General features: G+C 38.2%; 23 protein-coding genes. 16 read left to right on the top strand and 7 right to left on the bottom strand.

Features of this window, described 5'->3' with window-relative positions; genetic code table 11:
- Positions 1-26: 26 nt before the first annotated feature.
- Positions 27-965, top strand: coding sequence for a nuclease-related domain-containing protein (locus BLR15_RS10640; RefSeq protein ID WP_092987324.1), 939 nt, complete (start codon positions 27-29; stop codon positions 963-965).
- A 124-nt stretch (positions 966-1,089) separates the two neighbouring features.
- Here BLR15_RS10640 and BLR15_RS10635 read toward each other — a convergent pair whose 3' ends face one another.
- Together BLR15_RS10635 and BLR15_RS10630 are read right to left on the bottom strand one after the other, a co-directional pair.
- Positions 1,090-1,281 (bottom strand): YkvS family protein, encoded by a 192-nt coding sequence (locus BLR15_RS10635; protein ID WP_092987326.1) that lies wholly within the window; start codon positions 1,279-1,281, stop codon positions 1,090-1,092.
- Between the two features lie 103 nt (positions 1,282-1,384).
- Positions 1,385-1,990: a sigma-70 family RNA polymerase sigma factor gene (locus tag BLR15_RS10630; protein WP_143003964.1), complete on the bottom strand. Its 606-nt coding sequence runs from the start codon at positions 1,988-1,990 to the stop codon at positions 1,385-1,387.
- A 192-nt stretch (positions 1,991-2,182) separates the two neighbouring features.
- Between BLR15_RS10630 and BLR15_RS10625 the strand changes: the two genes are divergently transcribed.
- The 5 genes from BLR15_RS10625 to BLR15_RS14080 all read left to right on the top strand — a co-directional run bounded on the left by BLR15_RS10625 (position 2,183) and on the right by BLR15_RS14080 (position 5,968).
- The gene (locus BLR15_RS10625; RefSeq protein WP_092987322.1) at positions 2,183-2,683 is read left to right on the top strand and encodes a competence protein ComK; all 501 of its coding nucleotides are present in this window, start codon (positions 2,183-2,185) and stop codon (positions 2,681-2,683) included.
- Positions 2,684-2,766: 83 nt separating this feature from the next.
- The gene (locus tag BLR15_RS10620) at positions 2,767-4,344 is read left to right on the top strand and encodes a hypothetical protein (RefSeq protein WP_092987316.1); all 1,578 of its coding nucleotides are present in this window, start codon (positions 2,767-2,769) and stop codon (positions 4,342-4,344) included.
- Positions 4,341-5,138 (top strand): hypothetical protein, encoded by a 798-nt coding sequence (locus tag BLR15_RS10615; RefSeq protein WP_092987315.1) that lies wholly within the window; start codon positions 4,341-4,343, stop codon positions 5,136-5,138. The genes BLR15_RS10620 and BLR15_RS10615 overlap by 4 nt, the downstream gene beginning before the upstream one ends.
- A gap of 75 nt (positions 5,139-5,213) precedes the next feature.
- Positions 5,214-5,630, top strand: a complete 417-nt coding sequence (locus BLR15_RS10610; RefSeq protein ID WP_092987314.1) for a MarR family winged helix-turn-helix transcriptional regulator — start codon at positions 5,214-5,216, stop codon at positions 5,628-5,630.
- 170 nt (positions 5,631-5,800) lie between these two features.
- Complete coding sequence (locus BLR15_RS14080) at positions 5,801-5,968, top strand: hypothetical protein (RefSeq protein ID WP_176754134.1); 168 nt, start codon at positions 5,801-5,803, stop codon at positions 5,966-5,968.
- Positions 5,969-6,238: 270 nt separating this feature from the next.
- Here BLR15_RS14080 and BLR15_RS10605 read toward each other — a convergent pair whose 3' ends face one another.
- From BLR15_RS10605 to BLR15_RS10595, 3 genes are read right to left on the bottom strand one after another with little or no spacing between them, the layout of a single operon-like run.
- Entirely contained in the window at positions 6,239-6,667 is a 429-nt protein-coding gene (locus BLR15_RS10605; RefSeq protein ID WP_092987313.1) for a GNAT family N-acetyltransferase, read from the bottom strand.
- Positions 6,668-6,680: 13 nt separating this feature from the next.
- On the bottom strand, positions 6,681-7,148 hold the full coding sequence (locus BLR15_RS10600) for a DUF2538 family protein (protein ID WP_052256894.1): 468 nt from the start codon (positions 7,146-7,148) through the stop codon (positions 6,681-6,683).
- A 23-nt stretch (positions 7,149-7,171) separates the two neighbouring features.
- The gene (locus BLR15_RS10595; protein WP_092987312.1) at positions 7,172-8,635 is read right to left on the bottom strand and encodes an LCP family protein; all 1,464 of its coding nucleotides are present in this window, start codon (positions 8,633-8,635) and stop codon (positions 7,172-7,174) included.
- Positions 8,636-8,789: 154 nt separating this feature from the next.
- Between BLR15_RS10595 and BLR15_RS10590 the strand changes: the two genes are divergently transcribed.
- Positions 8,790-9,956: a glycosyltransferase family 4 protein gene (locus BLR15_RS10590; protein ID WP_092987311.1), complete on the top strand. Its 1,167-nt coding sequence runs from the start codon at positions 8,790-8,792 to the stop codon at positions 9,954-9,956.
- A gap of 7 nt (positions 9,957-9,963) precedes the next feature.
- Positions 9,964-11,805, top strand: coding sequence for a hypothetical protein (locus BLR15_RS10585; RefSeq protein ID WP_092987310.1), 1,842 nt, complete (start codon positions 9,964-9,966; stop codon positions 11,803-11,805).
- Positions 11,806-11,935: 130 nt separating this feature from the next.
- Here the strand turns inward: BLR15_RS10585 and BLR15_RS10580 are convergent, their stop codons facing one another.
- Positions 11,936-14,404, bottom strand: a complete 2,469-nt coding sequence (locus tag BLR15_RS10580; RefSeq protein WP_176754133.1) for a GW dipeptide domain-containing protein — start codon at positions 14,402-14,404, stop codon at positions 11,936-11,938.
- A gap of 301 nt (positions 14,405-14,705) precedes the next feature.
- Here BLR15_RS10580 and BLR15_RS10575 point away from each other — a divergent pair, with 301 nt between their 5' ends.
- The 5 genes from BLR15_RS10575 (at position 14,706) to BLR15_RS10555 (ending at position 22,634) form a co-directional block, all read left to right on the top strand.
- The gene (locus tag BLR15_RS10575) at positions 14,706-16,544 is read left to right on the top strand and encodes a hypothetical protein (RefSeq protein ID WP_092987307.1); all 1,839 of its coding nucleotides are present in this window, start codon (positions 14,706-14,708) and stop codon (positions 16,542-16,544) included.
- Between the two features lie 208 nt (positions 16,545-16,752).
- Positions 16,753-17,931 (top strand): glycosyltransferase family 4 protein, encoded by a 1,179-nt coding sequence (locus BLR15_RS10570; RefSeq protein WP_092987306.1) that lies wholly within the window; start codon positions 16,753-16,755, stop codon positions 17,929-17,931.
- A 309-nt stretch (positions 17,932-18,240) separates the two neighbouring features.
- Entirely contained in the window at positions 18,241-20,757 is a 2,517-nt protein-coding gene (locus tag BLR15_RS10565; RefSeq protein WP_176754132.1) for a glycosyltransferase family 4 protein, read from the top strand.
- Between the two features lie 137 nt (positions 20,758-20,894).
- On the top strand, positions 20,895-21,686 hold the full coding sequence (locus tag BLR15_RS10560) for an ABC transporter permease (protein ID WP_331465675.1): 792 nt from the start codon (positions 20,895-20,897) through the stop codon (positions 21,684-21,686).
- A 36-nt stretch (positions 21,687-21,722) separates the two neighbouring features.
- Positions 21,723-22,634, top strand: a complete 912-nt coding sequence (locus BLR15_RS10555) for an ABC transporter ATP-binding protein (RefSeq protein ID WP_092987303.1) — start codon at positions 21,723-21,725, stop codon at positions 22,632-22,634.
- A 76-nt stretch (positions 22,635-22,710) separates the two neighbouring features.
- Here BLR15_RS10555 and BLR15_RS10550 read toward each other — a convergent pair whose 3' ends face one another.
- Positions 22,711-23,922 (bottom strand): DUF6270 domain-containing protein, encoded by a 1,212-nt coding sequence (locus BLR15_RS10550; protein WP_092987302.1) that lies wholly within the window; start codon positions 23,920-23,922, stop codon positions 22,711-22,713.
- 93 nt (positions 23,923-24,015) lie between these two features.
- On the opposite strand from BLR15_RS10550, the gene BLR15_RS10545 reads away from it, so the two are divergent.
- The 3 genes from BLR15_RS10545 to BLR15_RS10535 are packed head-to-tail and all read left to right on the top strand — an operon-like array spanning position 24,016 to position 26,468.
- Positions 24,016-24,534, top strand: coding sequence for a hypothetical protein (locus tag BLR15_RS10545; protein WP_092987301.1), 519 nt, complete (start codon positions 24,016-24,018; stop codon positions 24,532-24,534).
- 10 nt (positions 24,535-24,544) lie between these two features.
- On the top strand, positions 24,545-25,180 hold the full coding sequence (locus BLR15_RS10540; RefSeq protein WP_092987300.1) for a ParA family protein: 636 nt from the start codon (positions 24,545-24,547) through the stop codon (positions 25,178-25,180).
- Between the two features lie 34 nt (positions 25,181-25,214).
- A complete protein-coding gene (locus BLR15_RS10535; protein ID WP_092987299.1) occupies positions 25,215-26,468 on the top strand; it encodes a nucleotide sugar dehydrogenase in 1,254 nt (417 codons plus the stop codon).
- Positions 26,469-26,633 lie beyond the last annotated feature (165 nt).

The raw sequence follows: 26,633 nt of genomic DNA, 5'->3' as shown, positions 1-26,633 counted from the left end.
CACCTAAATTCCAGGGAGATGATTACATGTTTTTGACTGAAAGAAACAAATCCAACGAACATATTTATCTTGAAACTTTATCAAAAAGAGCAATATTAACACAGGAAGAAGAAAAGAAACTTTCCAGATTGAATCGGGGATTCGAAGGGGAGCAGCTTTATGACCAAATATTTGATGAGGTAGGGCATCAAAATCTCAATGTATTCAGGGATATTTGGATACAGGCAGATAAGTCACTGACACAGATTGACGCATTAATCGTTACAGACGAGACGGTGTTTATTAATGAAATCAAAAATTACAGCGGTAATTACAAGTACGAAAACAACACATGGCAGATTGGCAAGATTCAAATATCTGATGACCCGATCATTCAATCAAAGCGTGCGATCTCGAAACTCATAAAAATATTTCTCGAAAACAAAATTAACATCAAAACAGATTTCAATATAATATTCCCAAATCCATACTTCATACTATCGACCGACGACAACTATTGCCGCTTGAAAACGATTAAGAGAGAACTGATGAAACAGTATTTCCGTAACATTCAGCAGCTTACGAGTTGGAACAACGCAGAACGCATTGTTCAAATTATACAAGATCACATCGTTTTGGAGCCGAAGCACACTACGAATACGGATCCATCCCGACTCACTCCCGGCAGACAATGCCTGAAGTGCACATCTTTCGAACTCACCCCCAAACGCTATTCTACGACATGCAATATATGTAATCATAAGTCGTTAAATAAAGATCATGTCCTGTCTGCAATCAGAGACTATAGTGTTTTGTTCCCGCTTGAAAATATTACAGCCCGCAACATACTAAGTTTTATCAATAACGAAGTTTCCAAGTCCACTGTTAAGAGGTATATCCAGGAAATATGTCTATTAAACAATAGAGGCAGACATGCGACATACACAATCGAACCCGCCCAAAAATCACTAAAGTCCATTAGTTAACAAAAACCCCCGCTCTCACACTGACCTGGTATCACTAAAGTTTACAGATTTTTTATTTCATCTGTAAACTTAGGAGGTACCAGGTCACACCAAGTGAGCCGGGGGTTTCCACATCTATAAAATTTTATGCTTCGTTGATGATTTCATAACGTTTATGATTGATCACTGTTTTTTCAAACATTTCGTGTTCATCGAAATTATCGTTGATCGTGACGTCCACGATAACCGAGTTATCATTCACTTTTTCAACTTTACCCTGCATATTCGGAAATACCCAGTCGAATTTCACGATATCACCGACATTCGCCGTGATAATATCCAAATCTTCTTCTTTTTTTGACATAGAACAAACCTCCATACAATCATTGAGATACATTATACAAGAAAACCCCGCAAAAGTAACCACCTATATGAAAAATTCACTGACTGTTAACAAACGACCTGACTTTCGAACGGACTTTCAGACGCACGGACTTCACCGTCGACACACTCACATCCAGAATATGCGCAATCTCCGCCGTCGAATACCCCGACATCATCAGATCCATCCACCGGCGTTCCCGGTCCGTCAAAATCCCGCCCAAATCACCCTCAAACAGATCCACATACGACTCCCGCACCGACGCCGAACCATCCTCCTCGAGCCATTCCGTGAGCTCCAGCCCCTTCGACACCCGCACACACTTCCGGATCTCATCAATCAGACGCTGATAAATCCGCGTATACACAAACTGCGATTCCGTCGCACCCCGCGCCTTCCCAACGTCAAAACTCAAAAGCGCCTGATAGATCGCAATCCGTCCCACCTGCAAAAAATCATCCCTGTCATACAAAATGCTCAACTTCGCCATAATCGCATGCACCATCGGCTCATACTGCCGGATCTTCGCATCCAGCCCTGCCTCAACAGTCAAATTCGGTTTCTCCATATTCCATTCCCAGCGACTTATCGATAAATCATGTTTTTCCGGATACACATAATCTATCCAATTTTTAGGAAAATAAAAACCATCACAACCATGCAAACCGACACTTAACTTAAACTTAAAGTTAACAAAGTTTAAATAACATTAAATTAATGTAATATTAAGTCAACTTATTGTATAATAAGAAGGCTTACACAATTTGACAAAATACTTTACATACATTTCTGCACTCAATCGGGGGATGGGGTGCAGTCACGAAAAAACAAGCATACATAAAAAGGGGCGTACGATTTGAAAAATTTTTCATTTTTACTGCACGACATCAAATATTTGGAGCCTGTCCATCACCTGGAGTTTCTTTCACAGGCGATCTATCCGCACCGGCATGAGTATTCAATCCTCACAACGGATGTGTGGCTCGATCAGCTGCTCATCCATCAATACGGCACAAGCCTGAAAGCACGCAGGGATCATCTCAGGTATGTCCACAACATTCACAGACTCGGACCGATCGTCATGGATGAACGGACGAACTTCGTACTGTTTCCACTGACGTCGAGTGCACACAGAAATGCGTTTTGGATCAATCTTCGAACAATACTCAGATTCAGCACACCGGAAAACGAGCGGTACCAAACACGCATCCATTTCAGCGACGGCACATTCAAGGACGTGCTGTTCGACAAAAAGACATGTGAAAAACAGTACCAGAAAACACTGACAGTGCTCGACAGAATGGTGAAAATCAGGGAGTATCCGGAACTTTATTTCAATGTAAAACCGACCCAATAGTAAAGAATTCGTGAATTTCAAGTCAAACCCTTTAAATTTTTTCATATTTTGAGGATAATTGGGGAAAGATGGGAGGGATGCATGTGAATATTCTTGTCGCGGGCGGCACGTACATGAATAATATGACGGCTCAAGCCGGCAAAAAACAATTTACGATGGTCGGCGGCATCACTGTGGCACGTCTTCTCGGCAGATATTCAAAACATGATATCTACCTCCATACAAATATGAGCAGTGAGCAGACGAAGCTGACAAAGAGCCTGCAGAAATCGCTGCATAAGGATTATGTCAATACGGAGTATGTGGAAAAAGTCTCCGCACAATTCGGCATTCTGCATGACGACCGCATCGATGCATTCGGGAACACGTTTGAAAGCGCAAGGATCCATAAGAAGAACGATAAGTTCTTTCAGGATTTCGATGCGTTCATTTTGACGACGGATATGAACCAGCGGGACTTCCGGTATTTCAGGGCCTACGCCCACAATAACGGCATCCGGGTCATCATCATCACATTCGGCGAATACAGGATCGGGGCGGACCCGCTGGATGACGTCATCACACTGGAGAATGATGCGGACGATAAACTGCCGCTGTATCACCTCGAGCTTAAGGCAATACACAAAGCACTGCTCGACATTAAAATAAAGGGCGCACCGCTCATCACGATGCAGGTGCTCGATAAGGCACCCGTGAAGCGGACGACCGTCAGACGCCAGTCGAAGCTTCTCGGGCAGATGGTTTTATTTGCCGGAATCCTTGCACTGACGATCTTCATCATCATGAGCATTTTCCAGTTTTTCAGCGGTGACGCACCGTCCGAACGGGCGGACATCGACTGGAATGCCCCCGTCCGACATGCGGAGTGCGGGACGGTCGAAGAGTGCACGGCACTTGGCGATGAGTATCTCGCAGAGCTCGAGGAACATATCGATATTTCGCAGGAGCCGTATATATTTTTTGAAAACCGGCCGCGCCGGACGTATCAGGATTATGATGTGGACGACGGGCTGACGCTTACCGAAGAACACCGGGAACTGCCGGACAGTGCAGATCCGTACCTCTCATACTACAACGAGTTCGATGCGCTGTTTCCGGACAGATACACCGACACGATAGATACGTACCGCCTGTTCTCGGACGGCGAGGGCAACACGCTTGCCTACGTCGACATTACAGACGAGGAGATCATCTTCGCCATGGACTTCAGGGACAGCGACAACAAGGCGGCGCGCTACCGTACGCTCATCCACGAGTTTGCGCATATCTATTCGCTGCCGCCGGAAGATTTCGATTCGGACTGCACGCCGCAGACGTCGATGGACTGCATGCTTGACGATACGCTGATGGCGGACTATACGGAACGTTTCTGGAGCCGTTACGGCGATGAGTGGGTGGAGAACCGTTACAAATCGCAGTATGAGCGTGATGCATTTTTCTCACATAACATCAATGATTTCTACGTGCCGTACCAGGCGATGAATCCGAAAGAAGATTACGCCGTCACGTTCACGATGTTCGTCACCCGGGAAATTCCGGCAGAGGACAGCACCGGACTGAACAACGTCAAAGTGAGATCGATGTACGAAACACCAGAAAACGTCGCTATGAGAGTCGATATTTTAAAAAATCTGCTTGAGCTTGAGAGGTCATCTTCATGAGAATAAAAGTCAAAATTGCTGAAAACAACAGACCCTTTGAAATCCATTATGTCGACGCTGAAGCGGAATCGACCGTGGACACTTTTTTAAACGGACTCGTCATGAAAAAACTGATACATGTGAACGGTATGAATAATTTCACGTGCAGCGGGTATAAAAAAAGTGAATTAAGAATTCAGAAGCTTGAAGAATTATTCTCTGCAGGCAGTAAAATAAAGCTCACATCGCCGGCCGCAACTTTAACGCTCACTTTAAAAGGCGGTGCCGAAGAACAGGTGCATCACTGGCTGTTCGACTATTCCGAGTTCATCAGGATGACCCACTACTACTATGACACGACCGTGAAAGAAAACATTGCGCCGGACACGGTGTTCTTTATTCAGCACAATTATGATAAAGTGCTCGCCCGATATTCAAACAGGCATCTGGACTTTTATTACATGGATAATCATTTTGAAGCACTCACAGATGGGCGGTTACCCACACCAAATATGAAAATACATTTCAAAAGCCGGGAAGAACTGTCAAAGGACGAACTGAAATGGATGCGCAGTATTTCTTTTCCGGACAAGCTGCCGAAAAACCCGGTACTGGCAGGAAAGGAAATAAAATCCCAGCAGGATATTGATGAAGCGACGGTGCTGCTGCACCGTATCATCACGATTATCGGACGTTTCGGACGTGCCGGAGAGCCGCTCAAAAAGTCTGAAACAGACTACCCATCCTATGTGCAGGTCGGAGAGGCATCCACAATCGGCTATGTCAGTCTGAAGCAGTTACAAAAATTGAATTAATGTATAAATAAATGTTGTGCGCAAAGTATTTATGTGTATAATAAAATTATGATGATAAAAGGTAGGGTGTATTATATGAGCGAAGTGAATACTCGTCATGTATGTCGTCATATTTACTTGTTGAATGCGAAGATCGATCATCTGACATCGTTCAATACAGATGAAGGTCGAGTGTCGCGGGAGCAGCTCTATATTCTTGAGATCATTGCTGAAGAGCCGGACATCACGCAAAAAGAATTGATATCGAAGATGAAAAAAGAGCAGACAGCCGTATCACGAGCTGTACAGAAGATGGTTGATTATGGATATATCCGTAAATCCCAAAGTAAAGAAGATTTGCGGGCAACCTATCTGCAGATCAGTGATAGAGGCCTTGAACTGATCGATACTCTTGATGATGAAATATGCGAGCTGACAGACGACTTATTAAAAGACTTATCAAAAGAAGAAGTGAAAAATTTAACTGAAATACTGGAAAAGATCCATCATTGATGAAAACAGAGGCCCATGGAGGCCTTTTTTAATGTGAATAAAGAGCCAGCCTGCACCTCGGCCGGGGATTCATCACACCTCTCTACTATAAAGCGTCTAACCGCTCATCCCGAGTGCCGGGACGGACCGTTGGAAGCTGTACGGCTCATCCCGCGCGCCGGGACGGACCGTTGGAAGCTGTACGGCTCATCCCGCGTGCCGGGACGGTCCGTTGGAAGCTGTATGGCTCATCCCGCGTGCCGGGACGGTCCGTTGGAAGCTGTACGGCTCATCCCGAGTGCCGGGACGGTCCGTTGGAAGCTGTATGGCTCATCCCGAGTGCCGGGACGGTCCGTTAGAAGCTGTATGGCTCATCCCGCGTGCCGGGACGGACTGTTGGAAGCTGTACGGCTCATCCCGAGTACTGGGACGGACCGTTAGAAGCTGTATGGCTCATCCTGCAGCCCGGGATGACGCATTAAGCGCATATTAAGTACTTTCTTTTCGAAAATAAAAACCCGTACGTCAGCCATTCAGGGTCATCGCCCAAAATTACCTAACGTACGGGTTCTCTTATCATCATTACTATCTTTCACGAGTCTCAACCAATCCCCAAGCTTTTCAAAAAATCATAATTCTCTCACCATATACTTATGCGGAATGCCGGCATCATCGAATTCATCGGAAGAAACCGCATATCCCAGCTTTTCATAAAATGGAATCGCATGGACTTGGGCGCCGAGTTTCGCCTTCAAATGGCCGGCGCTTCTCGCATGCTGATGGACACCTTCCATCAAATCATAGCCGTATTTCTTACCGCGGTGATCTTTCAATACCGCCATTCTTTCCACTTTCACGAGACCGCCATCCAAAGGACGATAACGGACCGTGCCGGCCGCTTCACCGGAATCGTCAAACAGCACAAAATGCGTGCACACGTCCTCAAACTCATCCACTTCAACATCTGCCGGCACATTTTGTTCATCGACAAACACTTTCATGCGAATATCAAGACACTGGTCATATAACGCTTTCGTATCTGCTACTTTTATTTCCATCAAATCACCTGCATTACATAGAATTTTTACGTCTGATTGCTGTAAACTGCCAAAATATCTGAAGATGTTCAAGACTCCAGAACTCAAGGCCGAGCGACAGGGCAGGCTGCGTGTTGAACTTCATGTTCGAACTTTCCGCCGCCGCCAAAGCGATGTACTGGTAGTGCGGCTTCAGACTTTTGAATGCCTCACTCAAACGGCCTTCTTCGTTTTTCACCCAGTCCATCGGGTGGATCAGTTCAAATATATCCACTTTGTTGAAAATCTGCGGCAGGCTCAGTATATAACATGCCGCGTCGACTTCAGGGTTCGTCAGCGCTTCGCTGAAATAGCCCCTCACAGATAAATAATACTCCTTATGCGAATGGTCATAGTAGTGATATGAATTTTCGATTTGCGGCTGATTGCTGTTTTTGATCTGTGCTTCCAGATAATCGAACATCTCATTGATATTCGTTTCTTTATCGTAAGTCTTTCTCATACAACAACCTCCTCACTCAATAATTAGTAATTGCCCGCAGGTTCTTCGTAATAAGGGTCGGCTGCCGGTTCCTCGTAGTACGGATCTCCGGCCGGCTGATCGTTAACGCCCGGGTTCTGATTATTATTGTTGCCCTGTTCATTTTGCGGTACTTGCTGCTCGGGCACCTGCTGATGAGGTTCCTCATAATAAGGATCGCCGGCCGGCTCATTATAGCCTTCATTCACGCCGTTGTTGCCACCTCCATTGTTGCCGGCGCCATTATTTCCACCAGCCCCATTGTTACCCGCACCTTCACCACCGGCACCTTCCTCATCAGTGCCAGAATTATCTTCCAGATCATCTTCACCTTCAACACCGATATCCTCATGGTCGAAGTCCGGAATATCAAAACCGTCACCATACGGATTTTCATAATCTTCACCCAACGCAGGATGCTGCTGCTCCGGCACATAATCATCCAGTAAGTAATCTTCTACATATTGATACGGTTCAAAAATGCCATCAAGCCTCAAGTTGATCAAGTCATACGGTTCAGTTTCTTCTATATCCAATATATCACGTAAAGTGTTGGATATCGCGAGGAGATGCTCCGGGTCGGCGAGATAGAAATAGCCGCCGTTACGCTCATACCAGTAATCGTCCCCGACAATCTGCGTATTTTCAAATTCAATCGAGTTGAACGCATAATACGAAGCAAGGTCGCGAATCGTCTTCGACGACATATCATGTCTGACATTATCCGCAACAACTTCAATCAGATCATCAATCTTCGTCAGCGCACCGGTCGATTTCGCCTTCTGCATGATCGCTTCAACCATCTCAAGCTGGCGGTTGCCGCGGCCGAGGTCCGTATCGACATCTCTGTTACGGATGACACCGAGCGCCTCTTCACCATTCAGCGTCTGCTCGCCTTCCTCGATCTCAATAGTCCCTCTGTCCACAGAAGTCGGTGACTCCATATCAAACGGCACATCGAACTCGACGCCGCCGAGCGCATCAACCACATCAACGACCGCCGGCATGCTCACCCGGATATAGTAGTCCACCGGCACATTCAGAAGACTTTCCACCGCAAGCATCGAGCTTTCCGGCCCGCCGTTCCTGTGGGCATGGGTAATCTTATCGAAATAATTTTCGTCAGGGAAATACGTCAGTGTATCCCTCGGAATGCTGACAAGTTTAATATCGTCTTCATCTTTGTCAAAAGTTGCGAGAATCATAGTGTCCGTTCTGAACCCGTCGGAATCAAGCCCTTCCGACTCACTCCGCGTTTCCGACTCATCGATACCCATGATCAGCACGGTAAAGCTGTCGAGATTCGGATCCACTTCTTCCATTCTGAGATCCGAACGCTTACGGTCGGTGGCTTCATATGAATCCGAAACGCCCTGTTCAAACGTATTGAAAAGACTGTAAAGATAAATGCCGACGGCAACAAGAGCGACGGTCAGTACGATGAACGCACCGATGATGAATTTTTTCATTAAAATAACCTACTTTAGTTTAAATTTATTGTGAATGACATAAAAAGACGAATAATCTATAATAAGCATAAGTATACCAATCATTTATTTTATAATCATTTATATATAATTACAATCAAAAATAACCACTTGTATAAAAATAGGGGATAAGTTTATGGCAAATGTGACGATGTTCGTGTGGAACAATTTCATCAACGATGCGAGAGTGCTGCGGGAGGCCACCGCCCTGACCGAAATGGGTCATACCGTGACGATCATAGCGAAAAGGGAACTGGACGAACTGCACCTGAAGTCCGCTGAAAAAGTGAGGGACGGCATATATGTAAACAGAGTGACGAAAATTGAACTGCCAAAGTTCATTTTAAGGAAAATAAAGTCTTCTGTCCTTTCGAAACACCTCCCGAATGCGTTTTTGATGTGCAAGATGGTAATGCTTGCGAGAAAGACAGATACCGATATTTACCACGCCCATGATTTGAATACGCTGATGCAGGGGATCATCAGCAGCAAACTGAGATTGAAAAGAAAACCGCTGATCTATGATTCCCATGAAGTGCAGACGTCAAGAACGCACTATTCATTCGAGAAAATATACAGGCTGGAGAAATTTCTGCTGAAATTTACCGACCATACGATTGTAGAGAACGATACAAGAGCGGAGTACCACGCAGACCTGTACGGCACAAAACCGACCGCGGTACATAACTACAGCGAGCTCTATGATATAAATCTCGTCGATGAATTCCCTCTCAGAGACACGTACAAAATACCCGAGGATGAAAAAATCGTCCTGTACCAGGGCGGCATGCAGGAGGGAAGGGGGCTATTCAAATTGCTCGATGCCTTTAAGGACATTAAAGGCGGAAAACTCGTCATGATCGGCGACGGCAAAGAACGGCTGAATCTGATCGATTACCATAAAGAACTTGGGATGGAAGACAGAGTCATCTTCATCGACAGAGTGCCGTATAAGGAACTCAGAAGTTACACCAAGGCCGCCGACATCGGCATCCAGTTTCTCGAGAACACCAACTTCAACCATTATTCCGCATCATCCAATAAGATGTTCGAATATATAATGGCCCACGTCCCCGTCATCGGCTCCAGGCTGCCGGAAATAGAAGCGGTTATCAAAGGGCAGGAAGTCGGGCTCACCGTCGAGCCGGGTGATACGGATGATTTGAAAGCGAAGCTCCAGCAGCTGATAGATGACGATGACTTAAGGAATGAGTTTAAAGACAATACCAAAATAGCGAAACATATATATAATTGGGATAAGGAAAAGAATGTGTTGAAAAAAATGTATAAGAAATGGCAGTGATTAAGTTATGAAAACAGAGTTCCAACCTTTATATAAAGCATTTTTCATCACCGAATTAATTGGTGATGTGGATAACTTCACCAGCTATAGTTTACAAGAAAATATGAATTTATATATTTCGAATGATTACACATTCTCGCATAAAAAGTCAGGGGATGCAGAAATATATCTGTTAGGCTATTGTCTGGATATCAGGGATGGTTCATTATCAACTGATGAGATTGTCAGCAATTTGATAAAAACAACAAATAAAGAAAAGTTTTACGATGAAGTGGATTACTTGAACGGCAGATTTACATTGATTTATACAAATAATGAAAACATTTTTATCACTACGGATGCCACAAGTATTAAACCTGTGTTCTATAACGCTGAATATAAACTGATCTCCAGTCATGAGTATGTTGTTAAAAAGATGTTGACTGATGAGTTTCAGGTCCCTTTGACTAAAAACCCATTTTATAGAAAAGGGTTTATGGACTTCACTTATAACAACGAGGTGTTCAAATTAAACCCGAGCATAGAATTGGAAATCAATAACTTTACGAAGAAGCGTATTTTCCCAAGGAAAGATAAGGGGACGAATTCAATTGAAAATGGCTATAAGATGTTAGTGCCTTATTTTTCAGAAACTATAAAATGGTTAAAGGGGCAACCGCATAAGATTTTCAGTTTGACCGGCGGACAGGATTCAAGGCTGACTTTGGCAATATTAAAATCACTTGTTAATGAGATTGAATTCTTTACTTATTTAAAACATAACAAATCATTGAAAAGGAATAAATTTGCAAAAAGACAGTATACGAATGATGAAATGATTGTTGATCAGATGGTGGATAATCTGAATTTGAATCATGAATTTTTTACCATCCCTGAATTAAAAACGGGTGATGAATACCACAAAACCATGTCTGAAACACTGTCATCGAATCATTCATACGGATTAAGTAAATATTATGAGGACAACCCAAACTTCCATGGTGCACTTCATATTAAATCGACAATACAATCGGTGGCAAAATCCGGTTTTCCTAGAGATTTGTATGTACGTAATAATATTGACGGAGTGTCGGAAGCATTAGAGATGTGGTCATTTCCTGTAGGAAACAAAACCAGGAGAAAAGCTGCTCTGAAGAAATGTATTCTAGATTATATGGGGAGAAATGAATTAAGCTTTGACAACATATATGATTATCATATGCTGGATATTATGTTTTTGGAAGTGAGACTCGGTAATTTCCAAAGTAATATCACACAGGAAACGGATAAAACTCTGGAAGTATTCAATATAATAAATTCAAGAAAGATGATTGAGATATTCCTGAGTCCGAAGTTGGAAGAACGTCAGAAACTGGCTCTGAACCAGGAAATAATTGATAATTACTGGCCGGTCCTGAACTTCTTTGGACTTAACAACGAGCCTGAAAATATGTTTGAAAAAGTTAAACAACTGCAAAATGAAATGGATGATGCGTTAGACCTCAACTTTCTGATCAAAGAGAATTTGGAGATTGTGAAAAGGAATAATCTGACGATTTCAAAATCCAACATAGGACTGATCATTAAGCCTAGAAACACACCGCTTTTACCTGAAGAAGAATATCCTTTTGAAATCGTCAATAACGGGGAAAAAGATATGGAAGTCATTTTGACTTCAACGTATAGAAATCCGAAAGGGAAAGGAGTAATATCATTAAAAGCTGAATTGCAGACCCATGATATTTTAAAATATAACAAGGGCATGAAATTCAAAGTGCCTGCAAAAAGCAGTATGAGCTTTGCTTATGATATTAGACAAAAAAAGAGCAGTCGCTCCTGGCTGACTGCTGCAACACTTATAATTCGTTAGAAATTTTAATTGAAATATATGAAAAAAACGATTCCTTGTTGACCTGCTGCCTAAGTTTACAGATGTTTCATTTCATCTATAAACTTTAGTGATATCAGGTCATTGTGCCTATCGGGATTATTTCTATAACTTAGAATGTGTGCCTTGTAAAATATTGTCCTTTGATTCCAAGTTGATCATAGTAATTTTTCAGGTTTCTGCCCGTTGCATATGCCCAGTTTACATCTGTTGCATACTGGTAAGTTCCAGGGTTGCCGGGGTTCCATCGCATGGAGTACAGAGTGTTTTGACCTCTTGCAAAGTAGTTGGAGGACACAAAACCAGCACCGCCGATGATTGCCTTCTCAGGTGTATCCCAGCCCATTCTCTGGGCATAACGCGCACCGCCGAGTAATGCATTATGGTCTACTGCACCGATACCGTACATATTGTAGTATGTTGTTCCATTATTGGATCTGTTGCCGTTGCGGTCTAATTTGACACCTTGGGCAAGCTGACTGCTGCCATGACCTGTTTCTAAAATCGCATGAGATATCAAATACACTTCGTTAATGCTGTGCTGTCTCGCTGCCTGTGAAAATGCACTGCCGCGGTTTGTTAAAATACCTTTGTTATTAAGCAGATTGCTATTTAGAACAGAACTGGATATACCCTGTCTTTGGTCTAAATTTAAGAAAGTATAATCCCACGCGCCGCCTTTCTGGTGGCTTGTATCCAGGAAATGTCTGACTTCACTGCGTGTCGCATTTCTCCATCCGCCGCCGTTTACCCATGCCTGCGGTTTAGTTGACAACGACATCTGAGTGTTCAGCACATTGTTTAAACTGCGGTTATACTTCACAGTTTGGACCTTCGGTGAAGAAACAGGTGGTTCAGGTGCTGTGTATTTAGTCAATGCAGCATTTGAAATCCAGCCTTTTTGATTACCGAAACTGCCGTAATAGTGTGTTGTAGCTCCAATTTTTATACTTTTCTCGGCTTTAAAAGGAGTGTTTTTATAATTTTTCAAACTTCCAATACGCTGTGATAAATTTCCATAAGGATCCGTATACAAATCGAAATCATCATGCTTTACAGTGTAAGAACCACTATGGTTTCTCACTTTACCCAGTCCAAAGATTTGTAAATCATTCTTTTTCATCCAGCCCTGCATGGCACCGTCCAATCCGTTATGGATTTTGTAATAAGTTGTGCCGTCATAATCCGCCTGTTCTGTAATAAACAATGTACTGTTGTTAAATCTATTTGCAGACACTGAGTTATTGCTCGTTACAGGACTGTAAATGCCGGAGTTATTATTTCCATTTGGAATTCTTGCTGCAAATCTGGCATCTGAATATTTTGGCTGAGCTTGTTTGGTTAATCTGGATTCAGTTATCCATCCCTCAGAATCACCAAGTGTACCGTAGTAGTATGTTACTGCTCCTACTTTAAGAGTTTCAGTTGCGTTGAAAGTTGAACTACCTGTGTCTTTTAACTTTTTAACGTGCTGCTTGGAAGTACCGTAAGGATCTGCCAATAAATAGTCATTTTTATGATTTGAATTAACGTAAAGTGTCTCATTATGTTTTCGATGGTTAAAAATGTTATATAAATCTAAATCATTTTGCTTCATCCAGCCCTGCATTGGACCATCGACACCTTTAAGTATTTTGTAATATGTAGAACCATTTACTTTTGTGGATTCAGAAATAAATAAAGTCTGGTTCAAAAATCGTTCAGCATTTTTACCATTGTTATTTGTAACCGGGCTATATAGGCCTGAGTTATTTTCATCTTTAATTCTAGTTGCATAATTTACTGATTTAACTTCACGGACATTATTTGCTTCAGGCTTTAGATTCATAGTTGAAAATGTAGAAATATTTTCAGGTGCTGAAAAACTGCGAGCCTCACTCTCATGATCGGCTTGGTTTGAAGTTAAATCTTCATCTGTGATGGTCTCATTACTAACATCAGTGTCTTCAAAGATAGTAGAATCAGTAGCAACTTCCTGATTATCTTGTTCATCAGTATCATGGAATGTAGAATCTTCATAATGATCACTATCAGTACTTATATGTTCAATCTTTTGCTCATCTGATATTAATTTTGCATCATGTGCCTGTTTTGAAACCTCGTCCAAAGATTCATGCTTTACTTTTTCATTGGTTAATTTTTTACTAGTGTCATTTTCTGCGAAATCATCATCCTGGCCGGCTTTGTCCGTTACATTATTAGTTGTTTCTGGCAGATTATCATTTTGACTGATATCTTCCGTATTATTTTCTTCAGTATCAGTAATTGTGTTACTTTCTGTTATTTCTTCTGTATTTGAATCATCTACAGTTTCTTCGTGGATTGCCATTTCATCATGTACAGCTTCCTGCGAGACTGCATCTGTTGAATCTGAATCATCTATTGCGTCTGTTGCATCGCTGGGCATTTCTTCAACATTAACACTGCCATTTCGGGTTTCGTCATTCTCATTTACTGTAACTTCTATTTCATCGGTGCTTATGCTCTCATCGGTCATTTCATCGGCATTTGCTACTAAACTCGAAGTAAGTAAAGAAGTTGTTATCAATGTAGGTATAATTAATCTGTTCTTATATTTCATGGCTGCCTCCAAGGTATTTACTATGCATATCAATATTATAAACATTTAGAAGAATATGTCATTCTAATTTACGTAAATTTAATATAAATGTAATAATACATACTGCATATACATTTAATTAGTATATAATTAATGTTAACTTATTAGAAAGAGTTTACATTTACAGGAAAGGGATATTTCCGAAAGAACATTAAATGTAATAAATCAGTAAAAATACCTAAATGAATTATATATTGACCGATTATATAAGATGAGGACTATTCTATTTATAATTTTATCAAGACTAACAGGAGGACTATCAATGTATGACTTTTCTGATAAACTTCACAAAGCATTTTTTATTACGGAATTGGATTCAAATTATAATAATTTCACAAAAAATAATTTGAATGATAAAAAGAACATTTATATTTCAAAAGATTATTTATTTACCCGTAAACAGATAGCTGAAAAAGAAATTTATCTTTTAGGTTATTGTATGGATATTAGAAACGGGGATAAATCAGTAGATGACATTGTAGAGAAATTACTTCTATCAAATGATGTGAAAGATTTTTATGATGAAGTAGAGTATTTAAATGGACGATTCACATTAATTTTCAACGATGGCTCAGATGTGTATGTATCATCTGATGCGTCAAGCTTAAAACCAGTATTTTATAATGAACAGTATGAAATTATTGCCAGTCATGTGTATTTAATCAAAGATATTTTAGTTAACAATTATGGCGTTAAGCTGACTAAAAATAAGTTCTTTCGTAAAGGATTCCTAGATTATACTTATCACAATGAAATTTTTAAACTTAATCCCAGTAATGATGTTTCTTTAAATAACTTTAAAATTTCCAGGATCTTTCCCAGAAGAAATAAAGTTGAAAAAACTGTAGATGAATCATTCAATATATTGGAACCATATTTCAATGAAGTAAATAAGTGGTTATATAATCAGCCAAATAAAATATTCAGTTTGACCGGAGGGGCAGATTCTAAGCTTTCATTAGCACTGGTGAAAAATTTAAAAAAGGATATAAAATTTTTCACTTATTTGAGGTCAGAAGATGACTTGAATAAAAATCCGGCATCAAAATCTATATACAAAACAGATGAATTTATTGTAAATTCTATGGCAGATAATCTGGATTTAAAACACGAATTTTTTGAAATTCCAAGTTTGAACAAAAATCATGAATACTACGAGTGGATGGATAGAACACTATCATCGAATCATTCATATGCTTTGAGCAAATATTTTATAGATAATCAACAGTATCATGATGCATTGCATATAAAATCAACTGTACAGACTTTAGCCAAATCTACATTTAGAAAAGAATTATATATGAAGAATAATTTTAAAAGTATGGTAGACGGTTTATTAAGGTGGTCCCCCATAGTTGATACTTTACCTGATAAAAGAAAAGGATTAGATAAAGCAGTCGCAGAATATATGAATAGAACTGAACTTGATTTTGATAATATATATGATTATAATATGCTCGATTTACATGCTTTAGAAATTAGACTTGGAAATTTTCAAAGTATTATTACTCAGGAAACTGATAATGTTTTAGAAGTATTTAATATTGTGAATTCACGTAAAATATTTGAAGCATTATTATCTCCCAATATAGACGAACGGCAAAACATGTCTCTGCATACTGCAATTATAAATAAATATTGGCCGGTTTTAAATTTTTTTGGAGTGAACACAAATGAAGATGCATATCAGAGGTCAAGTAGACTGGAGCAGGAACTTGTTAAATCCAAAGATAACAATTTTGTTATAAAAAAAGGGCTGGAACTTTTAAAGCCTAATTTACTGAGTGCATATACAGATTCGAATATAGTAATATTAAAACCTAGAAACAGTCCTATAGACCCTGCGAATGAATATCGATTTGAAGTAATTAATAATAGCAGCAACGATTTAACTTTTAATTTAAGTACGATTTATAACAATCGTAAAGGCAGTGGAACGGTAATCGTTAAAATAGACAATGCAGAATATGATGTACTTGATTTAAATTCAGGAATAGACATCCAGGTTAGCTCTAAATCAAGAATATGTATCAAGTTGGATCCTGCAAAACAACTAAAAAGTAAATCATGGCTTAAGGCAGCGACTTTGATAATTAAGTAACTCAACATCCTTGGATTCGTAATAATCCAAGGATGTTTTTTATCATGAACTTACTTTTTATCAAAGATATTTAGTTTTCTAATTCATAATGGTAATATAAATAGGAAATATTTTATGAGTACAAAATTATACAGAAGCTTCAAGTGTGATAAAATTAAATATTATATCAATGTTAACTAACAATTAGAGAGATTGATGGGATACGACTATGAAAATTTTATTGATTACACAAAACTTTTATCCTGAGATCGGCTCCGGCGCCAATCGTTTAAAAAATTTATATACGCATCTGTCAAAAGATAATGATGTGGATGTACTCACAACACCACCTACATATCCCAACCAGAAGTTATACCAGGAGCAAAAATATTGGGATGAGCCGGATATTGACAGGTCCCCGGAGATTTTACGGCTGAAGATGAGAATTGATAAGCAGTCCAAGTCTCTGAAGATGAGAGTGTTGTACTATATGGAACTGGCCTATAAAGTCTGGTTATACGTGAAAAGATATCAGTGTGATTATGATGTAGTGTACGTCACATCTCCGAATATCTTTTTACCGTGGGCGACGTTCTTTGCACAAAAAAAACAGGCCGGTGTAAAAAAGGTTCTGGAAGTCAGAGACTTGTGGCCGGACAGTGTCAAAGAGATTGAAAAACTTAAGATCAACTGGTTCTTTCCGATACTGAAACGCATGGAAAAACAGATTTATAAACTGGCGGATAAAATCATTGTAAATAATGAGGAATTCAAAGATCACATATTAAGGATCACGCCTAAAAAAGAAATACTGTATTTACCGAACTCACTTCAAAAAAGTGAAATAGATTTTAAGGAAGCGAATGGCAGTTTTAAAGTGATCTATACCGGCAACATTGGGCTTGCCCAGAATTATGAGCAGATCAAAGAAGTGGCGGATTATTTGGAACAAAACAAAATCATCTTCAATATAATCGGTTATGGTGCATACGCTCATGAACTGAGAGATATCATAGAAGAACAGAATATGAAATATGTCACCTTCTATGATGAAAAGAGCAGGGAAGAATGTCTCGAACTAACAAGAAACCATAATGTCGCTTTATCACTCCTTAAGGAAAGTGAAGTATTCTTAAGGGTGCTCCCGGGTAAAGTGGTGGATGCGATCGGTTCGGGCGTACCGGTAGTGTCCAACTTGAGCGGTTATTCCGCAGACCTGATCAATCACAGCAATGTCGGCTTTTCAAAGCCCAAGGCCACGACTGCAGATATTATTAAAATGATTAAAGAGATAAAGGACAATCCTGACCTTGAGAAAGAAATGCGGTTGAATGCAAGAAAATTAACCGAAGATCTTTTCATATGGGAAAATAATATCTTGTCTTTAAACGGATTTTTGAAAGACTGACCTACTAGGAGAATGAGTATGAACTATTTATATGGATTCCTGTCATACATATCTTTCAAACTGAATATGCCGACCTTTGCGAGAGGTTTTTTTAAAAAGAGTTTATCGATGAAGATCGGTGCCAAAGAACCTGGAATCAGTCTATATTTAAGAAGTTCAAATCATGCGCCGATTCTTGAAATAATCGAGCGAAGCAATGTAAACACCCAGTATCAGGCTTATTTAAAGGCACTGGTACACCGGCATGAAAGAAACTATAAAAGAGCGTACAGTTATATTGCGAATGACAATAATCCAGACATTTTAAACTTGAAAGTCCGTCTGCTTTATGACCTTAAAGATTTCAAGAGTATCATCACACTGTCAAAGTATGGGAATGATGTACTAGAAAATCTAAATGACAGACAGCAGCGTACTTTGATTAAATACCTGGTATCGAGAAATAATTTCGAGGATGCAGAATATCTTTTTAAAAACTTTCAAATAAATAATGAAGCATTATATGAAGATCTTGAAGCGGCTAAAGACGATGTCTTTTATAAATACAACTGGAGACAATATAAAGATAAGATATTAGAATTGGGCGGAACTGAATATACGAATATAAAAGAATATAAAACATACATAGATAATCAGAACGGACAGATGCAGAGTCTGGGTTATGTTTTGATTATTAATCAATTTTTTGAGAAAAATGACGTGGTAAAAATTCTGAATGAGGAATTTGTACCATACATAAATGCTGAACAGACTTTACTTCACTACATAGATCCGGCAGCAATCTATAAACTGGATTTCAGTTTTGCAGATGAATCAGACGAATCTATACAACTGCAGAATGTATTGAATCAGTTGTATGTCGGGGAACAATCACAAAAGCTTATTCGTGATATTGTTCAGAAACTCCACAAAACACAGCTGACACATCAGCATATTTTTTCCATCAGAAGATTAATCATTGAAAATCGACTGGACCTGTCCAATGACTCTGTAAGTGAGTTGTTTAAAAAAAATCGCAAACTGGAACCTGTATTTTATAATGTGAATTTGTTTACGGATGTATCAAACAAAATACAAATGGATAAATTTGTGCATGATACGTTCGAAAAAAAACAGCAGAAACGTATTTATAATTTTGTTATTAAACAATTGAACAGTATTGATGATGAAAATATTCTGCCGAAATATATCATGAAATATATTGAGAAAAATAATGTTAAGATTTCTCACAGCATTGTATTGGCCAAACAATATTATATGACTGATCAGAACGAGAAAATAATATCACTGTTTAAAAATAGAACGAAAGACCGCCAGTTAAAAATGCACGTACAACTGGCAAAATTTTTGTTCAATACTAAAAGATATCAACAGTCTTTATATGAGGCAGAGAAAGCTTATGATATTAAGGCAAATAATCCGGATGTATTAAGAGGATTAATCAGGGCCCATCATATACTTGGGAATATTACTAAAAGATATGAGTTTATAGTAAAACTTAAAAGGATAAATCCAGAAAGGATATTTCCTGGTGAATTTAAAATGGCTGAGCAGGAGTATCGGTTTTTAAAACAGCATTGGACTTTGCCGGCTGAGTTGATTGAGGCAGATATCGAGAAGGATAATGATAAGGTTTTATTCGTCTTAAACAAAGCTCTGCCTGTTGTGAATGGTTATACAATACGTTCGAACGAGATTATCAAAAGAGTTAAAGAGCGGGGATTTAAACCGGTAGTTACAACAAGATTAGGCTGGTCACCCGTTCATGAAAGTTATGACATACCAAAAGAACCGATTAATGGTGTTCAGACATATTATATAGACCGATCGGATAAATATTTAACAAATAAAACTCCGATATTGAATTATTTTTACGCTTATGCCAGAGAGATTAAAAATATTATAAATGCAGAAAAACCAGGTATTATACATGCTGCATCAAATTATCAAAATGCATTACCTTCACTTCAGCTCGGAAAGAGTTTAGGTATTAAAACAATATATGAAGTGAGAGGCATGTGGCATCATACTCAAAGCTCCAAAATTGATGGTTTCCAGAATTCAGACCGCTTTAATTTACAGGAACAGCAGGAATTTAACTGCTGCGAAATTGCTGATGAAGTATTTTGTATCAGTGAGTCTCTTAAGACATACCTGATAGACCATGGCATTGATGAATCTAAAATCACTGTCATTCCAAATGGAGTGGATACCTCTTCAATTGCTCCGATAGAAAAAAATGATGAAATCATTAGAAAGTATAATTTGAAAAAATACCATGTTTTGGGTTTTATCGGATCTATCACGAGCTATGAAGGTTTAGATTTAGTGATAAAAGCAATGAAGAATTTAAATAATCGAATGGATTTAGATAAAAAATTCAAATTACTTATCGTCGGAGATGGACAGTATAGAAGTTATTTGCAGTCTTTGACTGAAAAACTGGATTTGCAGGATTATGTGATTTTTACCGGGAGAGTGTCACATGAGGAAATATCCAAGTATTATTCTGTAATTGATGTGGCACCATTTGCACGGACAGATGATTTAGTATGCAGACTGGTTACACCATTAAAAACGTATGAAGCGATGGCGATGGAGAAAAAAGTGGTAGTCAGTGATGTTGATGCTCTTCAGGAAATGGTAATTGAAGGTATCACTGGACAGATATTTGAAGCGGAAAACCTTGAAAAATTAACTGAGTCGATTATAAAAATTATTGATAACAGCGAAATTGGTGATAATGCAAGATCTTGGGTAGTGAATAACAGAGACTGGTCTACAATAATATCATTAATCTTAACAGCTTATAAAATTAAGCCTTAATCTCGTAAGGAATCAATTATATTTTTAGTGATTCATTTAATCAAAGAGATTATAATTAGTTGTTAGTAAATATTTTTTGCGTTTTTTAAAAGAGTAAAAATTGAATTGAGGAACTTTATATGTATAGTGTTTTTCAAATGTTAAAAGAACAATGGATAAACAGAAAACTTATTATTAGCTTGAGTGCCTATAATTTAAAGTCGGCCTATGCTGGCCATTATCTTGGTGTTCTGTGGAATATACTTCAACCACTTCTGCAAGTCGCGGTTTTTTATGTTGTTTTCGGACTTGGTTTAAGAGGTGACAGAGGTGATGTAGGAGGACTGCCTTTTATTGTGCATCTAATAACTGGTTTGTTTCCATGGATGTTTTTATCAGGAATGATAAACTCTTTGAGTGGATCGATTCAATCTCAAATTGGTCTGGTCACGAAAATGAAGTTTCCATCAAGTATCCTCTTGAGTATCACTCTGGTCGGGGGAATAAGAAATGTTATAATAACAACATCTATAGTTCTTATTATTTCAGTGTTTAACAGCTATGGTTCATTAGCTAATTATTTATCTTTTTTTTATTTCTTATTTGCTTCAACAATTTTTGTTTACAGTTTGGGACTCATCCTCTCAACTTTAACAATACTCGTAAGAGATGTTAAAAATGTTATAACTAATGTTATCAGAATGTTTTTCTTCATGACACCAATTTTCTGGTCTTTAGAAGAAGCCAATGCACTGTTACAAAATATTGCTAAATTTAATCCATTTGCATATTTAGTTATGAATTACAGGACAGCTTTAGTGAGAACGGATAGCCCATTTTATGGGGGTTGGACCGATCATTTATTTTTTTGGGGGCTAACTTTATTTTTATTTTATATAGGCGTCCATATCCATTACAGGTTTAGGAAAAAGATTATTGATTATTTATAAATATTGAATAATTTTAAATATTATAGGTGAGAGAAAATGACATATAAAGTAAAAGTGGAAAATTTATCGAAAGTATATGATCTAAATAAAGATAAAATCTCTAAAATTATATCTTTGTTTACATTTGGAAAAATATATAAACAGAAACCTTTTTTTGCACTTAAAGATATTAATTTTGAAGTGATGTCCGGTGATTCTGTTGGAATACTTGGCTTAAATGGATCGGGAAAAACAACTTTATCTGATTTATTGGGCGAAGTCACTGAACCAACAGCAGGAAATATATCAATTAAAGGCAAAAGTTCATTAATTGCTATTAATGCTGGTTTGAATCAGGATTTAAATGGGATTGAAAATATTAAAATGAAATGCTTAATGCATGGTCTGACAGAAGTGGAAATTGAAGAAAAATTTGAAGATATCAAGGATTTTAGTGAGCTGGGAGAGTTTTTAGAGCAACCTATAAAAACGTATTCCAGCGGTATGAGGGCAAAGTTAGGCTTTGCCATTGCTATTCATACGGACCCTGATGTTTTAATAATAGATGAAGCTCTTTCGGTGGGTGATGAAACATTTGCTGATAAGTGCTTAGTCAAAATTAAAGAATTCCAGGAACAGGGTAAAACAATTTTCTTTGTCTCTCATTCAGCAAGTCAAGTTAGAAACTGGTGTAACAAAGCAGTATGGATACAATATGGCGAAGTAGAAAAATTTGACGAGGTAGATGCAGTGGTCGATCAATATTCAGAGTTCGTAAACCAGTTTAAAAACTTGACTAAAGATGAGCAGTTAGAATATAAAGAGAAGATGTTAACACTTCAAAAAGAAAAAAGTAAACACTTCAAAATCAATAAAGATGAATTCTCATTTTTCAATATGTTCATAGGACTTGGTTTTTTTAGTATTTTTGCTTTAGGTGTCTATGGACAAATTCTCAGTATTCTATAACATAAATAGCCAATTTCCAGATCTTCTTGTTCCCTGGAAATTGGCTATAAATTTGATGAGAAACTTAAAACATACTTTATTGAACTTTCATTTGTAAATAATTTAAAAACTCGAGCATTAAAGGATTTCCTCTTATTAAATCATCATTATTAGTTTTGAAATATTCAAATTCTTCTTCAGTCATCTCAGAAATAATATTTAATGCACTATTAAATAAATCCTCTTTTTTAATATATTGTCCATTAATTTCTTCGGGAAGAAACACTTTATAGTTTGAATACCCATTCGGGTACAGGTACGCGTTTCCTATTAGTCCTTGGAACTCATACTTTTGCAATATAGCATTCAGCATCCATCTATTCTCGGAGGAAGGTATCTCTACATACTCTGAATCACTTTTAAGACTGGAAATAATATTATCCGGGTTAAACTCATATGTTTGGGAAAATCTTGGATTAACTTCTTCGCTGGTCAGATTCACTCTTATTCTGTATTTAGCAGGCTCATCCAGCTGGAACTCAAAATATCTATTGGTTGTAGGGTCAGATGATTTAAATGGTTTTCCGTTCTTGTATAATTCATAAATATATTCTCTTTCTTCTACATGGTTTATATAAACTGAAAGCTTATTTTCTACCAGAGATTCATCAAATAACAATTGATTATAATAATTGTCGGACGAAAATTTCCTTAAATCATCATTGACTTTGTTGTAAAATTCCAGAGGTGCTTCCAAGTTTTCATCCAGGTCATCGTTATCAACTGTCAATATCAGTTTCTGTTCGACATTGTCTTCAAGCGTTTTATATAAACCTTCGATAAAATCTTTCTGTTCTTGTTCTTTTGGCAATATTTTTATAAAAATCACCTTGTCATACTGCTTTATCAGTCTTAAAAATTCATCAATATATCTTTGTAATGCTCTGAATTTCTCGATATTTGATAATGTTTCATACTCTATCTCTTCGTTCAGCAGCTCTAAAGAAGAAGTATTATAATAGGAATGCCTGAATTCAGAGATACTGTTCAATTCACTCAATAACTCGATAAGCAAAATTTCTGAATCAGAATTTTTCAGATTGGAATAGAGTAATTTGTTTAAGTCACGGTAAGCAACCGTAATATCATTTAAATCAGTCGTGTTGATGTCTTTCATCGTCACTTCATATGGATCTGATAGTAATGAGAGTATACTTTGACCCTCCACTATATTGTTCACTTCGAAGCGGAAGTTTTTAAACTCTGTCAGCTTCCTGGTAAATTTACTTCCGATTATATCGATTTTCATTAACATTGCACCTCAAAATTTAGTATCATTAATTTATAAATGATTCATATAATAGTATAATAATATTTGTATAAAGACTAGAGGAGATTGACTATGTACTTTTTAAAGAAAAATGCTTTGAATGTCATAATATTCGTTTTAATCTTTGGCGTGATCGGTACGCTGATTAATCTGGTGATTCCCGCCGCATCTTATGAGTACGAAGAACATTATACAATAGAAGGTGATGTTTCACCAAATACAAGTGGTGAATTGAACACGTTGTTGAACGAAAATGTGAATAACCAGTCCATTGAAAAGACTGCGTTGATCAGTCAGCAGCCCGGCGCTAATATACTGCAATTGAATATACATACTGACAGCAGAAGCAGTATTGAGGCAGTAAAAACACAAGTGGAGAATATCATTAGTGAACAGGGCTATTCAGTGGCCGATACAAGTGGTGCAAACATTTATCAGGTTGAAAATAATGCGCTTAAAATATTCATAATCGTACTGTTTCTATTCGTCGGTCTGATTATTGGGCTGGTAGTCTCACTGTTAAATAAAAACATTTCTACAGATGAAGACTATGAATACTATTTGGGCGAAAAAACATTAGGAACTTTTTAGGAGGCTAAACATGCAGCGCAGTCAAAGTAATAAATCAACGAATGAGATTTCTGAAAATACATTAAGTCATTTATATGAAACTGCTATAGTGATAAAAAACGGCGTGGAAGAAAGAAATTACAAATCTGTATTGTTTAGTTCAATCGATAACAGGGAAGCGACGATCGAGTCGGCAGTACATATCGGGTTCCTGCTCACACAGTTGAAGAAGAAAGTGCTGCTGGTCAATCTGGACCATCTTAATACAGACTGTATCAATGAATATTTACATACAGAGCAGAAAGCATCTTTGATTTCACAATTGAAAAACTCAGCCTATATCAGTGAGGCAATTACACGTACTCAATATGATGATTTGGACGCAATGGATATCGAAGAAATTGATGAGGATGAATTTGCCACAACTGTAAACCAGTATGATTTGAAAAGTAAACTTCAGCCACTGACAAATTATTATGATTTGTTGATGGTGGTCGGACCGGAAACGAAGTCGTTCAATTATTATGCAAATATATATGAGCTGTCTGACAGTGCGATAACTATAGTAAATAGTAAGAATAATGACAAATATTTATTAAAGAAACATATTGACAAATTTAAGGTGTTCAATATAAGAAGTTTTGGTATACTAAGAAAAGATAATTAAAATTATACTCTATGAAAGCAAGGTGTCCTTTTAAATGAAGTTAACAACGATTGGGTTAGGTTATATTGGTTTACCAACATCTATTATGTTCGCAAAACATGGTGTGGAAGTAGTTGGAGTGGATATTAAACAGGAAGCGGTGGATATGCTGAATGGCGGTCAAATCCATATAGAAGAGCCGGGATTACAGGAAGCACTGGAAGAGGTGCTTGATACAGGCAAGTTCCGTGCATCAACTAAAGCGGAGGAAGCAGAGGCCTATATTATTGCGGTTCCGACGCCAAACAAAGAAGATGAATTTAAATCATGTGATATTTCAATTGTAATGTCAGGTGTGGAGAGCATCGTCCCTTTACTTAAAAAAGGTGATACGGTTATCGTAGAATCAACAATTGCACCGAGAACCATGGATGATCACGTGGCCCCATACCTTGAAAAGCAGGGCTTTAAAATTGGTGAAGATATTTACCTTGTCCATTGTCCGGAACGTGTACTGCCGGGTAAGATCATGGAAGAACTGATTTACAACAACCGTATTATTGGCGGGATGACATCTGCATGTGTTGAAGCGGGTAAGAAAGTCTATGGAACGTTCGTTAAAGGTGAAATGATCGAGACTAAAGCAAAGACGGCAGAAATGTCCAAATTGATGGAAAATACATATAGAGATGTAAACATTGCCCTTGCAAATGAACTTGCAAAAATTTGTAACCATTTGGATATTAATGTGCATGAAGTCATTGAAATGGCAAACAAACATCCGCGGGTCAACATGCACACACCGGGACCTGGTGTTGGCGGCCACTGCCTGGCAGTGGATCCTTATTTCATTATTTCAGAAGCACAAGAGCAGTCCCCATTAATCCAGATGGCACGCAATATCAATGTATCAATGCCGGAATATGTAGTGGATTACACTAAGTATATTCTGGACAAATTAGATGCCAAAAAAGTGACGGTGTTCGGTTTGACATATAAAGGCGACGTAGATGATATCCGTGAGTCACCGGCATTTGATATTTATGAATTACTCAGAAAAGAAGAAAACATTGAAGTAAATGCTTATGATCCTCATGTGAAGATGGATTTTGTGGAGAAAAACTTAGAAGAAGCTGTTCAGGATTCTTCACTTGTACTTGTATTGAGTGACCACAGTGAATTCAAAATGCTGACGGATTCAAACTTTGAAACGATGAAAGATAAAGTAATCTTTGATACGAAAAATGTCATGGGTGACGGCTTTAACGAAGTTAAATATTACAATTACGGTAATATTCAAAAATTCTAAAATTAATAAACCGGATAGCAGTATGCTATTCGGTTCTATTTTGATAGAACAACTTTTCTGGAGGGAATATAAATGGATTCTTTAAAAAGTATAATCTACCCAAAACAATACATATTTTATGAAGATGATGGCAGAAAAATTTATAAAACTATAAATGAGGTTGAA

The organism is Lacicoccus qingdaonensis (genome assembly GCF_900101075.1).
Taxonomy (GTDB): domain Bacteria; phylum Bacillota; class Bacilli; order Staphylococcales; family Salinicoccaceae; genus Lacicoccus; species Lacicoccus qingdaonensis.
The sequence above is the reverse complement of the archived record's forward strand: the minus strand, read 5'-3'. Positions and strand labels throughout refer to the sequence as shown.

Bases quoted from the DNA above. Each gene is read 5' to 3' on its own strand.
- BLR15_RS10545 (WP_092987301.1), top strand. From the start codon at position 24,016: ATGTACTTTTTAAAGAAAAATGCTTTGAATGTCATAATATTCGTTTTA.
- BLR15_RS10540 (WP_092987300.1), top strand. From the start codon at position 24,545: ATGCAGCGCAGTCAAAGTAATAAATCAACGAATGAGATTTCTGAAAAT.
- BLR15_RS10595 (WP_092987312.1), bottom strand. From the start codon at position 8,635: ATGAAAAAATTCATCATCGGTGCGTTCATCGTACTGACCGTCGCTCTT.
- BLR15_RS10580 (WP_176754133.1), bottom strand. From the start codon at position 14,404: ATGAAATATAAGAACAGATTAATTATACCTACATTGATAACAACTTCT.
- BLR15_RS10585 (WP_092987310.1), top strand. From the start codon at position 9,964: ATGAAAACAGAGTTCCAACCTTTATATAAAGCATTTTTCATCACCGAA.
- BLR15_RS10560 (WP_331465675.1), top strand. From the start codon at position 20,895: ATGTTAAAAGAACAATGGATAAACAGAAAACTTATTATTAGCTTGAGT.
- BLR15_RS10600 (WP_052256894.1), bottom strand. From the start codon at position 7,148: ATGAGAAAGACTTACGATAAAGAAACGAATATCAATGAGATGTTCGAT.
- BLR15_RS10555 (WP_092987303.1), top strand. From the start codon at position 21,723: ATGACATATAAAGTAAAAGTGGAAAATTTATCGAAAGTATATGATCTA.
- BLR15_RS10640 (WP_092987324.1), top strand. From the start codon at position 27: ATGTTTTTGACTGAAAGAAACAAATCCAACGAACATATTTATCTTGAA.
- BLR15_RS10615 (WP_092987315.1), top strand. From the start codon at position 4,341: ATGAGAATAAAAGTCAAAATTGCTGAAAACAACAGACCCTTTGAAATC.
- BLR15_RS10570 (WP_092987306.1), top strand. From the start codon at position 16,753: ATGAAAATTTTATTGATTACACAAAACTTTTATCCTGAGATCGGCTCC.
- BLR15_RS10550 (WP_092987302.1), bottom strand. From the start codon at position 23,922: ATGAAAATCGATATAATCGGAAGTAAATTTACCAGGAAGCTGACAGAG.
- BLR15_RS10575 (WP_092987307.1), top strand. From the start codon at position 14,706: ATGTATGACTTTTCTGATAAACTTCACAAAGCATTTTTTATTACGGAA.
- BLR15_RS10535 (WP_092987299.1), top strand. From the start codon at position 25,215: ATGAAGTTAACAACGATTGGGTTAGGTTATATTGGTTTACCAACATCT.
- BLR15_RS10590 (WP_092987311.1), top strand. From the start codon at position 8,790: ATGGCAAATGTGACGATGTTCGTGTGGAACAATTTCATCAACGATGCG.
- BLR15_RS10610 (WP_092987314.1), top strand. From the start codon at position 5,214: ATGAGCGAAGTGAATACTCGTCATGTATGTCGTCATATTTACTTGTTG.
- BLR15_RS10605 (WP_092987313.1), bottom strand. From the start codon at position 6,667: ATGGAAATAAAAGTAGCAGATACGAAAGCGTTATATGACCAGTGTCTT.